The sequence below is a fragment of the Chryseobacterium aquifrigidense genome, assembly GCF_006716485.1.
Lineage (GTDB): Bacteria > Bacteroidota > Bacteroidia > Flavobacteriales > Weeksellaceae > Chryseobacterium > Chryseobacterium vietnamense.
In genome coordinates this window covers 3,321,025-3,334,620 of sequence record NZ_VFPD01000001.1, presented here as the reverse complement: position 1 = coordinate 3,334,620, position 13,596 = coordinate 3,321,025, and the positions used below count along the sequence as shown (strand labels likewise).

Below are 13,596 nucleotides of genomic sequence, written 5' to 3'. Positions count from 1 at the left end.
TCGTTCGTTAACGAATTGAAATTCCTGAAGGGTTTTTCAGAAGTTATGACTTCTTTTTTTCTTTTATTTTTAGGCTTTTTTTTTCCTCTAGAAATTGGGTGACCAGTGATTTTGGTGAAGTGTTTTCCTCGGCATCATAAGGACTTTCTGCAAATTCATCCTTATGTTTGATAAGCAGCCATGAGTTGTCATCCGTATTTTTCATTTTAACCAGAGCAAATTCACCTTTCAGCTTTTTACCGTGTAAAATAAACTTTAAAGAACCGGCATGAAGTTCCTTCAGAAGTTCTTTTTCATCAGAAAGTTTAGAATTCTCTTCCAAAGGCTCATAGGTTCCGCTGTCCCATACTTCCACTTGTCCGGCACCATAATTTCCTTCCGGAATATTCCCTTCAAAATCTTTATAGTCGTAAGGGTGATCTTCTACCATCATAGCAAGACGTTTGTCTTTTGGGTCCAAAGACGGGCCTTTCGGAACAGCCCAGCTTTTCAGTACACCTTCCATTTCAAGCCGGAAGTCATAATGAAGTCTGGAGGCAGCATGTCTCTGAATCACAAAAATCAGTTTGTCTTTGCTCTTTTTTGTTTTCCCTTTAGGTTCGCTGGTTTCATCGAACTTTCTTTTGTTATGATAATCTTTGAGAGCCATTATGATGCAGATTTGGATTTAGAGGTATTCAGGCTGGCTTTTAACTGAGCCATAAGGTCAATCACTTTACCTTCTTTAGCAGGCTGAGCTTTTTGGGCTTTTACATTTTTGCCTTTTGCTTTCTGCTTGATGATCTTCATCAGCTCATCAGAATAGGTATCTTTATACATGGCGGGATCAAACTCCTGTGAAAGCTGCTCAATCAGGCTGACAGCCATCTTCAACTCTGCAGGTTTCGGCGCCTTCCGGGCAGGAATTTTTAAATCCGAATAATCTCTTATTTCCTGATCAAATCTTAAACGGTTCAAAACCAATATGTCGTCATTGTAAGGACGGATCATCCCAATGGCTGCGCTGTCACGAAGCACAAAAGTTCCTATTCCTACCATGGCAGTTTTTTCAAGAGCTTTTAATAAAAGTCTGTAAGCATTTTCACCATTTTTCTGAGGTTCCAGATAATACGGAGTCTCAAAATACATACTGTCTACTTCTACTTCCTTTACAAACTGGTCAATAGAAAGTATTTTTGTTTTTTCAGGGCTTGCCGCTTCGTAATCTTCTTCGTCAAGAACGATATATTTGTCGTCCATGAGATAACCTTTGACGATGTTTTCCCATTTAACTTCTTTCCCCGTATTTTCGTTTACCCGTTTGAAACGGATGTTTGAAAAATCAGATTTGTCGAGCATATCGAGATCCAATTTTGTGGTTTCCGTTGCGGAATAAATTTTAACAGGAATGTTGACTAATCCGAAGCCAATTGCGCCGTTCCAAATTGCTTTCATTGTCTTACGTTTTTAAAAATCAAGCAATTAATATGCCGACAGAGGCCCGTGTGGTACCTTTCATGGACTTTGTTGTCAAATGACAATTGTTTTTATCCGTGACTTTTATACCTTTATATTTCCGCAATCCGTGGTTATATCAAAATATGGAAGAGCTTTTTACTTATATCAAAAAATTCGGAACACTGAATCCTCAGGATGAGCTGTTGATTGCTGAAGGAATTCAGGAAATAACGGTCAAAAAGGGAGATCCTTTCATAGAAGCCGGGAAAGTAAGTCAGAGAATTGCTTTTGTGAAGGAAGGTGTTTTCCGGTCTTTGTACTATAACAAGCAAGGTGATGATTTTACACGGTATTTTATTTATGAAGGACGATTTATTGGGGACTTTCAGGGCTTTACCGATCAGCTGCCGGCACATGAAGATATTGAAGCGATTACCGATGCTGTATTGCTGGTCATTGACCGTGAGCATTTTAAAATCCTGGAAGAGAAAATTGCGGTATGGCCTATTTTGTTTGCAAGAATCCACGCTTTTGTAGTAGAAAATAAACTGAAGGTCGCCAGTATCATGCTCAATCAGGATGCAAAATCACGGTACATTCACTTTTTAAATCATTATCCAGGGCTGGCCAACAGAGTTCCGCAATCTATGCTGGCTTCCTATCTTGGCGTGACCCCTTCTTCACTGAGCAGAATCAGGAGAAATATAGTGTAGGATTATTAATGATAGATGATAATCGATTAATAATGTGAGTGGGAGAGTTGTGAATGGCTTCTAACCTCTGATATTTAGCTTCTCATTTCTGATCAGATCTCTTTTTGTCAAATGGCAATGGTGTTTCCTGCTGACTGTCATAGCTTTGCTTCATAAAATTTAAAGTACGAATATGGATATTGTATTAGGACTACAATGGGGAGATGAAGGAAAGGGAAAGTTCATTGATCTTATCAGTGAAAATTACGACATTACAGCTCGTTTTAACGGCGGATCTAATGCTGGGCACAGCATTGAAAGAAACGGACGCAGAATAACGCTTAAAATGATTCCTTCGGGAATCTTTATGAATGGAGTGAAGAATATAATCGGAACCGGAACTGTTATTGATCCGGTAAGTTTTAAAAAAGAAATTCTGAATCTTCAGGTATTTGATAAAACCATTCAGCCGGAAAACAGTATCATTATTTCCCAAAAAGCACATCTGGTAATGCCAACGCATAAGCTTCTGGATATTTTTATGGAGGAAAGTACCAGGTATACCACTATCGGAAGTACAAAAAATGGGATTGCCCAAGCGTATTCAAACAAAATATTAAGACAGAATCTAAGAGTAGGGGATATATTTTTACCGGATTTTCAAAGCAGAGCGCAGCATATTCTTAATAGAGATTACAAAATGCTGGAAGAGGAAGGAATGATTGTTCTGCCTGCTTTGGAAGAAATCAGTAAAGAGTTTTTTGATGCGGTGGAATTCCTTAAAAAATTCAGTTGTACAGAGACTGAAATTTATCTTAACACAGCTTTATTTGAAGGTAAAAAAGTATTGGCCGAAGGATCTCAGGCAGCCATGTTGGATATTGATCATGGTACCTATCCGTATGTAACGTCTTCCTCAACGACTGCATCAGGAGCGAGTAGCGGTTTGGGTGTTTCACCTAAAAAGATCGGTGAGATTTACGGAATAGCGAAAGCATATTGTACCCGGGTGGGAAATGGAGCATTTCCAACAGAACTTTTAGATGAATTTGGAGATGATCTCAGAATGAAAGGAAATGAATTTGGTTCCAATACAGGACGCCCGAGAAGAACAGGCTGGCTGGATTTGCCTGCTTTAAAATATGCAGTAATGATCAACGGAGTCACTCAGCTGGTTCTGACAAAAGCTGATGTTTTAAGTGGATTGAAATCTGTGGCAGTTTGTACCCATTATGAACTGGAAGATGGAAAAACAGTCGCTATTTCAGGTTTGCTTCCGGAAAACGGAAAACCCGTACTGAAATGGATGAATGGCTGGAATGCTGATTTTTCTGCAATGAAAAGTCCTTCTGAGCTGCCAAAAGAAATCATGGAGTTTCTATCATTTCTGGAAACGGAACTGGGAATTCCGGTGGCTTATCTTTCTACCGGACCGGGCAGAAATGAGATGTTGAAATTAATCTAATAAATAGTTCTCAAATAGAAAGAGGTTAGGAAGTTTATTTCCTAACCTCTTTTTTGTAAGAAGAAATTTAATTAACTTTTGTAAGGGTAAAGCGTTGCTTTATAGAAGGCTGCACCGTTTGATCTGTAGTACCGATGACAATAGGAGTAAGATTGGTTGTTAAACCATCTTTTACTTCTAGCCTCAGTGCCGGCGCATTCTTGGGAGCAAATCCAAAACCATTATTTCCCAGATTGAATAATAACCATTTCTGAGAATCTGTATTAGCATTGGTTCTTAATTCAACAGCTGTTCCATTTGTTGTCCCATTACTTTTCACAGTTAAAACCTTTGCAGGATCCAATATTGATTTAATAATGTAATACCCATGATCTGATTTAGTGAAAGTAAATCTCTGGTTGTTCCCTGTAGAAGCTGAATACAGAATTATACCCGTGCCATCTGTAGTGGAACTTCCGGTAATATCTACATTTTTATCACTCGCTAAAGCTGTTGTCATCGTATAAGTTCCGTTGATTGCAGAACTGGCATTAACAGGTCCATATAAATGATTGATACCCGCATAATCACCTGCAGACAATCCTGTTCTTTGCTTGGTAAATGTAGATCCATCCAGCTTGATCATTACCGGTTGGCTTGCGTCTATAGCAAAGTCTGTAGACTGATACATCATGACTGAACCGAAATCAAATGCACCATGTCCTGCATAATCATTATAAAGATTGAAGTTATGACGGCTTCCTTCCACCGCTTTGTTAACATCTACAATGATGTACTGATCTCTATCTGGGCGGCACTGCTCATGCATGATTCCCATAGAATGCATTATTTCGTGAGCAATAATGGCGGGATAGGTAATGTTGTAAATTTTAATACCGTTAACTCTGTTTTTTTGCCATCCAAGCGGAGAACTGTTGGACGTTGTATAAGTAAAGGTGATATATTCTGTCTCGTTGGTCCGTTCAACAAACTGCATACTGGTTTGTGAAGAAATCATATCAAACGCTTTGTTGATATTGGTCAGGAATGTATTATAATTCTGAGTACTCAGAGTTCCCTGGCTTGGTAATGTATAATACACTGTTGCATTGGGCCATGTCTTAATAAAGGAGCTTACAATGGTACTTTTTTCGGCAGTTGATATTTCAGGGTTGGCCTGCTTTTGTAATACACTAAACTGTTCGGGGCTAATCGTAATATCTTCTGCATAAAAGTATTCTCCATTTACTTCATTAATGTACGTGTATTTTTCGTCAATTAATAATTTGTGAATCTTTGCATTGTCCAGCTTTGTGGTTGTAGGATCTGTTGAATCAGTTTGAGGACTTTCAATGTCTGACCTACATGAATTCAGGGCCACAACAAGGCATCCTGATAATAGTAATAGTTTGCTTTTCATATTATTTAATATTGGTTTGGTAATCAAGGTTTAAAATATGAACAGCTCTATTATTATCCTACGCATCAGATTATAAAATACATCAATTCCTAAGTTTTGATTAAGTTCTTCATTGTAATTCAGCTGTGTAATGTAAATATATTAATAAAAATGATATTTACATATAACATAATATAATGATTGTTTTGTTATGTTTTTATTTATAATGTGTATTTATTTCGTTAATAAAATTATTTTAATTTAATTTTTGCTGTTAAATTTTAAATTTAATTATTTCACGAATTTTTGATATAGTATATTGAAATGCATATTTCACCGGCATAAAGTTTATTTTGTTAGAAAATTGATAAGATATGCTGGAATTTTTAATGTTCTTCGACTCTAAATAATACTATTTTTTTCCTATTATTTTTTTTTAAATATTAGGGCCAGGATACAACGGGTCGACTAAGGCTTCCTGTAATACAGAGATAAAAAAAGCGGGGCAAATACCCCGCTTTATGTTTATGCTTTTAAATTCAATTGTAATTCTAATTCGTCGAGCTGTGCATCGGCAATAGAAGCTGGTGCGTCAATCATTACATCTCGTCCTGAATTGTTCTTAGGGAAAGCGATATAATCTCTGATCACTTCGTTTCCGTCAAGAATCGCTACCAAACGGTCAAACCCGAATGCTAAACCTCCATGTGGCGGAGCTCCATATTTGAATGCATTCATCAGGAATCCAAACTGAGCTTCCGCTTCCTCTCTGGTAAATCCTAATAAATCAAACATTTTAGACTGAAGATCTCTGTCAAAAATTCTGATAGATCCTCCTCCGATTTCGTTTCCGTTCAGAACCATATCATAAGCGTTGGCTCTTGCTTTTCCTGGATCAGTTTCCAGTAAGTGGATATCTTCCGGTTTTGGAGACGTGAAAGGGTGGTGCATTGCATGGTATCTTTCAGTGTCTTCATCCCACTCCAATAGAGGGAAATCAACAACCCAAAGTGGTGCAAACTCGTTTCCTTTTCTTAATCCCAAACGGTTTCCAAGTTCCATTCTCAATGCTGAAAGCTGTGCTCTTACTTTATTTTCGTTTCCGGAAAGAATCAACATTAAGTCTCCTTCTTTTGCTCCGAATTTTTCAATGATTTTTGCTAAATCTTCCTCGTTGTAGAATTTGTTCACTGATGAGGTTTTTACACCATCATTCTGGAATTTTACCCAAACCATTCCTGTAGCTCCGATCTGAGGACGTTTTACCCAATCCACAAGTTCATCGATTTGTTTTCTTGTGTATTCTGCGCATCCTTCTACATTGATTCCGACTACTAATTCAGCGTCGTCAAATATTTTAAAGTCTTTTCCTTTTACCAGTTCATTCAGTTCTACGAACTCCATTCCGAATCGGATATCCGGTTTGTCATTTCCGTATTTTCTCATCGCATCTGCGAAAGTCATTCTTGGGAAGTTTCCGAATTCCTGACCTGTAATATCTTTTAAAAGGGTTTTAGTCATTCCTTCAAATACGTTCATAACGTCTTCCTGCTCTACAAATGCCATTTCACAGTCGATCTGTGTAAACTCCGGCTGTCTGTCAGCTCTTAAATCCTCATCACGGAAACATTTCACAATCTGGAAATATTTATCCATTCCACCTACCATCAAAAGCTGTTTGAATGTCTGTGGAGACTGTGGTAATGCATAAAACTGTCCAGGGTTCATTCTGCTTGGTACAACAAAATCTCTTGCTCCTTCCGGAGTAGACTTGATCAAAACAGGTGTTTCCACTTCAATGAAACCTTCTTCAGATAAGTAATTTCTTACTTTTTGTGCCATCTTGTGACGGAAGATCAGTTTATCTTTTACCGGATTTCTTCTGATATCCAGGTAACGGTATTTCATTCTTAATTCTTCACCGCCATCCGTTTCATCCTCAATAGTGAAAGGAGGAAGCTGAGAATCGTTCAGAATAATCAGTTTCTCTACCAGGATTTCAATTTCCCCTGTTGGAATATTAGGGTTTTTGCTTACTCTTTCAATAACTCTTCCGGTAGCCTGAATCACAAATTCACGGCCCAGTTTCTTAGCTTCTTCCATCAGTTGTGCGGAAGAGCGGTCCTGGTCAAAAACCAGCTGGGTAATTCCGTAACGATCTCGAAGATCTACCCAAATCATAAATCCTTTATCACGGATAGTCTGTACCCATCCTGATAGTGTAACTTCTTCATTCAGATTTTTCAGAGATAGCTCTCCGTTGGTGTGTGATCGAAACATAATTATTTGTTTAAAGTTCAATGTTTAAGGTTCAATTCCGAACCTTGAATTTTTCGTTGGCAAAGATAAGATTTTTGCAGGTTTTATAAATAAAAAAAACTCCCTTTCGGAAGTTTCATATATTGTTTTTAGATTTTTTTAAATTCTGTTACCACCTTTTGCGATCAGAATTCTCTTTACTTCTTCGCTGCCTTTTGTTTCATCAGCTACTTCAAGAGGTGTTTTATTCTGACATTTTTTATTCACATTCGCTTTGCTATCCAAAAGGAAGTTGATAATATTCTTTCTGTCAGACATTACGCTGAAACCAAGAGGTGAATAAAGTATATTTCCAACAAGGAAACATTTGTTGTAATCTCCCGGGGCAAACTGTTTCTTAAATGTTGCTATATCATCAGAATAAATGGCTTTCATCTTTTCCTGAGTCATCTTCTGAGCAGATAACATACTGCCAGACAGTAACATTCCAAATAGAAAGGTAGTAGAGATTATTTTTTTCATAAGAATAATTTTTAAGAATATACAAATCTAAATTAAATTTTATTACCAATTGCTAAGTTTTGATAATAATTATCTTTCTATTCATTAGCTTATTCTCTTATTAATTATAAAATCGTAAAACTCCTGTTTTGCAGATTATGTTCTCCATCCTTATTCCAAAAGCTTGATGATATCAGGTTTTTCATATTTTTTGGCATAATCCAGAGCTGTATAACCGGACGATGTTTTAGTATCCTTCTTTACTCCATTTGCCAGGAGTTTCTTTGCAAATTCAGTGTTGCCATATTTTGCTGCAAACATCAATGGCGTTTTTCCGTCACAAGTCTTTTCTAAATCTGCCTTTTCATCAATCAGCTTTTGAAATACTTCTTTACTGTTCATTTTAATAGCTAGGCCTAACAACGTATAAGCATTGTTTTCAATTTTATAGCATGCATTCATGTTGTCTTTGTTGATGAGGTTGTTAAAATAAGCTGTATTATCGTACCTTAACATTTGTTTGTGCTCATTGGTGAGTTCCTGTGCTGTTGCTGCAATTGAAAATAGCACGAATGTGACAATAATTGTTTTTAAAGTTAGATAGAGTTTCATGTTATATATTTTTTATGGTTTAAATTCCAGTATATCTCCAGGTTGGCAATTCAATGCTGTACAAATGGCTTCTAAGGTTGAAATTTTTAATGCTTTGGCTTTTCCATTTTTTAAAATTGAAAGATTAGCCTGTGTAATTCCTATTTTTTCGGCCAACTCCTGGGACTGCATTTTTCGTTTTGCAAGCATTACATCAATATTGATTATTATCGGCATGATTATATAGTTAAGTCATTTTCTGATTGTAATTCATATCCCTTTTTAAAAAATTCTATAATAAAAAGTATAATAATTCCTAAGGTGAGATGGAGCAGTATAAATATTGGATCTATGCTGTATATAGATTGATCCATGAAATATAAAATAGTGCAATAAATGGGGATAAAGATTATATTAAGCACAGCAAAGAGTTTTAGATCCTGAATAACTTTTGTATTAAAAATAATCTCCGAACTCATTCCTTTGAAAATTCTAAACAAATAAAAAGTAAACAGACTGTAAAATCCGATGAAAAAAGAAATTGAAATAAAAGTGTGTAAGGTGTAACTTCCTTTAATAATCGAATCAGATAATGGTATTTTAAATTGAAAATCTAAAGAATCAGAAGCTGTTTTTGTTAATTCATTGTTGAAAATTCCAGTTTTAAAAGTTTCGGAAAAAAAATGAGTTCCCTGGTGTATATTAATATATATGATAACGAAGCCAAAAATTATATAGCTTATATAGAGTAATTGAGCTATTGAGCCAGCCAACAGGATTTTATTTAAAACAGTGGAGATAGATTTTTCACCAATTAATTTCATGAGATATTTTATTTGTTGTAAATATATAATAATTTATCGTGTTACGATAAATTATTATTGTAAAATTGATTTTATTTGATTTTACTTTACATGGAGATTACCAGAAAAAATATTAAAAACTTTTCATATGCGAACTTTTAATTGTTTTTGAATAGATACTTTTGCTAAGTAAACTAAAGAGAATCATGACAAAATATATTGAATTTTTGAAAAAAGCTTTCAGTGGTGAAGAAACTGATTTTACGAAAGTGAATATCAGAAGTGCTGTACTGCTTTTAGCAATTCCCATGATGCTGGAAATGGCTATGGAATCCGTATTTGCGCTTGTGGATCTTTATTTTGTCGGCCATCTGAAAGAAAGTGGGTTTGCTATTCAGACCGTAGGACTTACCGAATCTGTACTTTCCATAATGTATTCCATTGCGATTGGAATGAGTATGGCAGCAACAGCGCTGGTAGCAAGACGAATTGGTGAAAAAAATCCGGAACAGGCTTCCAAAAGTGCGGCGCAGGTATTACTCGTTTCATTTGCGATTACTTTTGTTTTAAGCTTACTCGGAGTATTCTTTGCTGAAGAAATTCTGATTCTGATGGGTTCAAAACCGGAAGCAGCAGCTTATGGGAAGGATTTTACCAGAATTATGATGGGAAGCAGCACGATTATTATGCTTTTATTTTTAATTAATGGTATTTTCAGAGGGGCCGGAAATGCAATGATAGCGATGAAAAGCTTATGGATAGCCAATATTGCCAACATTATTCTCTGTCCGATTCTGATAAAAGGCTTAGGACCAGTTCCTGCTTTGGGGCTTACAGGAGCTGCTTTGGCAACCACAATAGGACGTAGCATTGGGGTTATTTATCAGTTGTATCATCTTTTAGTAGCCGATACTCAGATAAGAATTAAACTTTCTTATTTTAAACCAAATTTTGAGTTAATTAAATCTATTATAAAAATTGCAACTCCCGGAATTTTTCAGTTTGTCATTGCTTCATGCAGTTGGATTTTCCTGGCGGAACTTGTAGCGACTACGGGAGGGGAAAATGCATCGGCAGGTTATCAGACTGCTTTAAGACTGATGATGTTCTTTATGCTTCCGGCATGGGGATTGAGTAATGCTGCCTCTACATTAGTGGGACAGAATATGGGAGCGAATGAAATGTTGAGAGCAGAACAGTCGGTGATGAAAACAGTAAAATATAATGTCATTTTTATGCTGATAGTAAGTATGATATTTCTTTTTATGGGTAATTTTTTAGTTGGGTTTTTTACTCAGGAAACTGCTATTAAAGACTTTGCCAAGAATGCACTCCAGATTATGAGTATAGGATTTATTTTCTATGGAATCGGGATGGTGATGATTAATGCCTTTAATGGAGCCGGTGATACATGGACTCCCACCTGGGTTAATCTTTTTGGATTCTGGCTGTTTCAGATTCCGCTGGCGTATTTTTTATCAAAGTATCTTGATATGGGTCCAAAAGGAGTTTTTATCTCGATTCCTGCCGCAGAAACTTTAATTACCATTGTTGCTTTTGTTCTATTTAAAAAAGGAAAATGGAAGACGGTAAAAGTTTAAAAGGCTGGAAGATGTTCCTGGCAGCATTAAATGTTTAAACAGTCCTTTGTTAGCAAAATGAAAAAAGATAACTGATCTGCAGATTAAGAATCGAAATTGGTAACCTGATGGTAACTTCCAGCCTCCTCTTCCAGCTTCCTTCTTATTTTTATAAAACTTTAACAGCTTCATTAATTGGATTTTAGTATTGTATTTTTTAAATTCGTACAACAACAAATACATACTACTATGGGAAAAGGAGACAAAAAATCAAGAAGAGGAAAAATTAATTCCGGAAGTTATGGTAAAAGAAGACCTAAAAAAGCTTCAAAATCTTTTGCCGCTTCTGCAGAAAAATCTAAAAAGTAATTAAAAATAAAAAAGACCGAAGATGATATCTCCGGTCTTTTTTTATGAAAATTAAATTAATTATTTACCTCCCAAAATATTACCAAGGATGCTGCCTAAGCCGCCACCTTGTTGCTGGTTCCCACCGCCACCTAATACACTTCCCAAAATATCGTTCAGTGGATTTCCTGATGATTGAGATTGCCCGCCGCCTCCGAGAACACTTCCAAGAATGTCATTCAAAGGATTAGACTGCTGAGCTTGTGCCTGATTGGAAGCATTTCCAAGGATTCCTCCTAAAAGATCTCCCAGGCCGCCCGCTCCTACATTACTCTGTTGTTTTTGCTGTCCGATATAACCCATTACTACAGGTGCCAGCATGGCAAGGATAGGACCAATTTTGTCTATTGAAATTCCTGTGTTTTGTGACAGTTGGTTTTCAACAGTACTTTTTTGTCCACCGAAGATATGATCAAGAATAGATCCTCCTTCAGCCTGTCTTGCTTCAATTTGTGAAGCATCATTTAAAATACTTCCGTTATGGTCTTTATCTAAAGCATTATTTAAAGCTTCTGCTTCTTTAGCATCCTGAGATTTATTTCTGAGATAAGAAATGATAAGAGGTGTAGCAACAGCTAATAAGGCAATTACCTGGTTTTTGCTGATTCCGAATTTATTTTCAGCCTGTTCAGCAACCTGGTTGCCTGTGTTCCCTGTAAGTAGGTCAATTAAACTCATTTTTTGTGTTTATTTAGTATTAAGTACACCAAAGTTATCAAAAAATATGCCTCAGAAAATGACCGTTTCTCACAATTATTGTTAAAGTTTCTGAGAGCTGTTGAGAAGGTCTTAGTTTTTAATGATAGGAACATTTGAACATGCTTCTCCGAACATCAGAGATTTTACAATAGGTTTTAGCTGTTCTACCAGTTCTATATAAGCATTTTCAGGAATTTCTTTATCCGAACATCCTTTCACCAGTACTCTTTTTCCTCTCATTTCCTCAAAATCATGGGTCTGGATTGCATTATGCATTAAAATGACTTCAAGATCCTCGCGGCTTCCAAAAACCACTTTCTTTGCTACATCTGTAATTTTAGCTGTCAAAACAAAATAAGCCCAAAGAGGAATAATAGTGTCTACAGAATTGTAAATGTATATATATGCGTCTTTATATTGTTCCGTATCGATAGCATCTACCTTTTCACGGAAATCTTTTTCTTTCAGGATCATCTCCTGAAAAAGGAAATCTTTAAGGTCAATACCCTTTCTTTCCCCTTTTGGCAGTAAAGTGGTAAGGTCAAAATTGATAAGGCCGCTTTCTGCAACTTTATTCCGGATTTCAAATTCTTCTGACATTTTTTATCATTATCTTTGAACAAATTTACGAATTAAGATTATATCTGTCTTAATTTGTTCTCTATCCTTACTATAGAAATGAAGTATTATATTATTGCAGGAGAAGCTTCCGGTGATTTGCATGGCAGCAACCTGATGAAAGCCTTACAACAAAAAGATCCCAATGCGGAATTCAGATTTTGGGGTGGCGACCTGATGAAAGCTCAGGGCGGAACGTTAGTGAAACATTACCGCGATCTTGCTTTTATGGGATTTCTGGAAGTGGTGATGAACCTCCGTACCATTCTCAATAATATTAAGTTCTGTAAAGAGGATATTCAGAAGAACAGGCCTGATGTATTGATCCTGGTAGATTATCCGGGGTTTAATCTGAGAATTGCCAGATTTGCCAAAGAACTTGGGATCAAAGTCGTTTATTATATTTCACCACAGCTTTGGGCTTGGAAAGAAGGGCGGGTAGAGATTATCAAAAAATATGTGGATGAAATGATGGTCATCCTCCCTTTCGAAGAAGATTTTTATAGAAAACATGGGGTTCACTCTCATTTTGTAGGGCATCCGTTGCTGGATGCTATTTCGGATCTGCAGGAAATCAGCATTGAAAAATTCAAAGCAGAGCATGGTTTGAACGAAAAAGAGATCATCGCATTGCTGCCAGGTTCCAGAGAACAGGAGGTAGAAAAAATGCTTGAGATTATGCTTTCCGTAAGACCGCAATTTCAGAACTATCAGTTTGTGATTGCCGGAGCACCAAGTCTTCCAAAAGAATTTTATGAGAAATATGTGGATGCCAATGTTCATTTTGTTTCTAATAAAACCTATGATCTGCTGAGATGTTCAAAAGCCGCTCTGGTGACTTCCGGAACAGCAACACTGGAAACTGCTTTGCTGAATATCCCTGAAGTAGTTTGCTATCGTGGAAGTAAGATTTCCTATGCTATTGCTAAAAGATTGGTGAAAAATATCAATTATATTTCTCTGGTTAATCTGATTATGGACAGGGAAGTGGTGAAAGAATTGATTCAAAATGATCTGAATACTAAAAACCTGGTTGAAGAGCTCAATAAAATTATATCAGGAGAGAAAAGACAGCAGGTTCTGAATGATTATCATCTTCTGAGAGAAAAGCTTGGCGGAAAAGGAGCTAGTGAGCACGCTGCTGACGTGATATTGAAAGTATAAT

General features: G+C 36.4%; 15 protein-coding genes. 5 read left to right on the top strand and 10 right to left on the bottom strand.

The window, feature by feature from the left end:
• Positions 1-43: 43 nt before the first annotated feature.
• Together FB551_RS14915 and ku are read right to left on the bottom strand one after the other, a co-directional pair.
• A complete protein-coding gene (locus tag FB551_RS14915; RefSeq protein ID WP_047435538.1) occupies positions 44-649 on the bottom strand; it encodes a DNA polymerase ligase N-terminal domain-containing protein in 606 nt (201 codons plus the stop codon).
• On the bottom strand, positions 649-1,434 hold the full coding sequence (ku, locus tag FB551_RS14910) for a non-homologous end joining protein Ku (protein ID WP_047435536.1): 786 nt from the start codon (positions 1,432-1,434) through the stop codon (positions 649-651). Before ku ends, FB551_RS14915 begins: the two co-directional genes overlap by 1 nt.
• 146 nt (positions 1,435-1,580) lie before the next feature.
• On the opposite strand from ku, the gene FB551_RS14905 reads away from it, so the two are divergent.
• Both FB551_RS14905 and FB551_RS14900 read left to right on the top strand, forming a co-directional pair.
• Positions 1,581-2,150 (top strand): Crp/Fnr family transcriptional regulator, encoded by a 570-nt coding sequence (locus FB551_RS14905; RefSeq protein ID WP_062675772.1) that lies wholly within the window; start codon positions 1,581-1,583, stop codon positions 2,148-2,150.
• A gap of 172 nt (positions 2,151-2,322) precedes the next feature.
• Positions 2,323-3,594 carry an adenylosuccinate synthase gene (locus FB551_RS14900; RefSeq protein ID WP_142018018.1) on the top strand — a complete coding sequence of 424 codons (1,272 nt, stop codon included), beginning with the start codon at positions 2,323-2,325 and terminating at the stop codon, positions 3,592-3,594.
• A gap of 67 nt (positions 3,595-3,661) precedes the next feature.
• Here FB551_RS14900 and FB551_RS14895 read toward each other — a convergent pair whose 3' ends face one another.
• The 6 genes from FB551_RS14895 to FB551_RS14870 form a co-directional block, all read right to left on the bottom strand.
• Complete coding sequence (locus FB551_RS14895; RefSeq protein ID WP_142018017.1) at positions 3,662-4,993, bottom strand: M12 family metallopeptidase; 1,332 nt, start codon at positions 4,991-4,993, stop codon at positions 3,662-3,664.
• Between the two features lie 504 nt (positions 4,994-5,497).
• The gene (gene aspS / locus FB551_RS14890) at positions 5,498-7,252 is read right to left on the bottom strand and encodes an aspartate--tRNA ligase (protein WP_142018016.1); all 1,755 of its coding nucleotides are present in this window, start codon (positions 7,250-7,252) and stop codon (positions 5,498-5,500) included.
• A 138-nt stretch (positions 7,253-7,390) separates the two neighbouring features.
• Complete coding sequence (locus tag FB551_RS14885; RefSeq protein ID WP_142018015.1) at positions 7,391-7,753, bottom strand: ankyrin repeat domain-containing protein; 363 nt, start codon at positions 7,751-7,753, stop codon at positions 7,391-7,393.
• A 150-nt stretch (positions 7,754-7,903) separates the two neighbouring features.
• Positions 7,904-8,344, bottom strand: a complete 441-nt coding sequence (locus tag FB551_RS14880) for an ankyrin repeat domain-containing protein (RefSeq protein ID WP_142018014.1) — start codon at positions 8,342-8,344, stop codon at positions 7,904-7,906.
• A gap of 12 nt (positions 8,345-8,356) precedes the next feature.
• Positions 8,357-8,560: a helix-turn-helix domain-containing protein gene (locus tag FB551_RS14875; protein WP_082002040.1), complete on the bottom strand. Its 204-nt coding sequence runs from the start codon at positions 8,558-8,560 to the stop codon at positions 8,357-8,359.
• A gap of 2 nt (positions 8,561-8,562) precedes the next feature.
• A complete protein-coding gene (locus FB551_RS14870) occupies positions 8,563-9,147 on the bottom strand; it encodes a DUF2975 domain-containing protein (RefSeq protein ID WP_142018013.1) in 585 nt (194 codons plus the stop codon).
• A 185-nt stretch (positions 9,148-9,332) separates the two neighbouring features.
• Between FB551_RS14870 and FB551_RS14865 the strand changes: the two genes are divergently transcribed.
• Positions 9,333-10,727, top strand: a complete 1,395-nt coding sequence (locus tag FB551_RS14865) for an MATE family efflux transporter (protein WP_142018012.1) — start codon at positions 9,333-9,335, stop codon at positions 10,725-10,727.
• 228 nt (positions 10,728-10,955) lie between these two features.
• Positions 10,956-11,075, top strand: a complete 120-nt coding sequence (locus FB551_RS14860) for a 30S ribosomal protein THX (protein WP_082002039.1) — start codon at positions 10,956-10,958, stop codon at positions 11,073-11,075.
• Between the two features lie 60 nt (positions 11,076-11,135).
• Here FB551_RS14860 and FB551_RS14855 read toward each other — a convergent pair whose 3' ends face one another.
• The gene (locus FB551_RS14855) at positions 11,136-11,792 is read right to left on the bottom strand and encodes a DUF937 domain-containing protein (RefSeq protein WP_062675778.1); all 657 of its coding nucleotides are present in this window, start codon (positions 11,790-11,792) and stop codon (positions 11,136-11,138) included.
• 111 nt (positions 11,793-11,903) lie between these two features.
• Positions 11,904-12,413 (bottom strand): DUF2480 family protein, encoded by a 510-nt coding sequence (locus FB551_RS14850; RefSeq protein WP_079243308.1) that lies wholly within the window; start codon positions 12,411-12,413, stop codon positions 11,904-11,906.
• 78 nt (positions 12,414-12,491) lie between these two features.
• Between FB551_RS14850 and lpxB the strand changes: the two genes are divergently transcribed.
• Positions 12,492-13,595: a lipid-A-disaccharide synthase gene (lpxB, locus tag FB551_RS14845; RefSeq protein WP_142018011.1), complete on the top strand. Its 1,104-nt coding sequence runs from the start codon at positions 12,492-12,494 to the stop codon at positions 13,593-13,595.
• Position 13,596: the final 1 nt, after the last annotated feature.

Excerpts from the sequence above, each read along its gene's own strand:
- FB551_RS14900 (WP_142018018.1), top strand. The coding sequence starts at position 2,323 with ATGGATATTGTATTAGGACTACAATGGGGAGATGAAGGAAAGGGAAAG.
- FB551_RS14880 (WP_142018014.1), bottom strand. The coding sequence starts at position 8,344 with ATGAAACTCTATCTAACTTTAAAAACAATTATTGTCACATTCGTGCTA.
- FB551_RS14915 (WP_047435538.1), bottom strand. The coding sequence starts at position 649 with ATGGCTCTCAAAGATTATCATAACAAAAGAAAGTTCGATGAAACCAGC.
- FB551_RS14865 (WP_142018012.1), top strand. The coding sequence starts at position 9,333 with ATGACAAAATATATTGAATTTTTGAAAAAAGCTTTCAGTGGTGAAGAA.
- ku (WP_047435536.1), bottom strand. The coding sequence starts at position 1,434 with ATGAAAGCAATTTGGAACGGCGCAATTGGCTTCGGATTAGTCAACATT.
- FB551_RS14895 (WP_142018017.1), bottom strand. The coding sequence starts at position 4,993 with ATGAAAAGCAAACTATTACTATTATCAGGATGCCTTGTTGTGGCCCTG.
- lpxB (WP_142018011.1), top strand. The coding sequence starts at position 12,492 with ATGAAGTATTATATTATTGCAGGAGAAGCTTCCGGTGATTTGCATGGC.
- FB551_RS14855 (WP_062675778.1), bottom strand. The coding sequence starts at position 11,792 with ATGAGTTTAATTGACCTACTTACAGGGAACACAGGCAACCAGGTTGCT.
- FB551_RS14860 (WP_082002039.1), top strand. The coding sequence starts at position 10,956 with ATGGGAAAAGGAGACAAAAAATCAAGAAGAGGAAAAATTAATTCCGGA.
- aspS (WP_142018016.1), bottom strand. The coding sequence starts at position 7,252 with ATGTTTCGATCACACACCAACGGAGAGCTATCTCTGAAAAATCTGAAT.
- FB551_RS14905 (WP_062675772.1), top strand. The coding sequence starts at position 1,581 with ATGGAAGAGCTTTTTACTTATATCAAAAAATTCGGAACACTGAATCCT.
- FB551_RS14885 (WP_142018015.1), bottom strand. The coding sequence starts at position 7,753 with ATGAAAAAAATAATCTCTACTACCTTTCTATTTGGAATGTTACTGTCT.
- FB551_RS14850 (WP_079243308.1), bottom strand. The coding sequence starts at position 12,413 with ATGTCAGAAGAATTTGAAATCCGGAATAAAGTTGCAGAAAGCGGCCTT.
- FB551_RS14870 (WP_142018013.1), bottom strand. The coding sequence starts at position 9,147 with ATGAAATTAATTGGTGAAAAATCTATCTCCACTGTTTTAAATAAAATC.
- FB551_RS14875 (WP_082002040.1), bottom strand. The coding sequence starts at position 8,560 with ATGCCGATAATAATCAATATTGATGTAATGCTTGCAAAACGAAAAATG.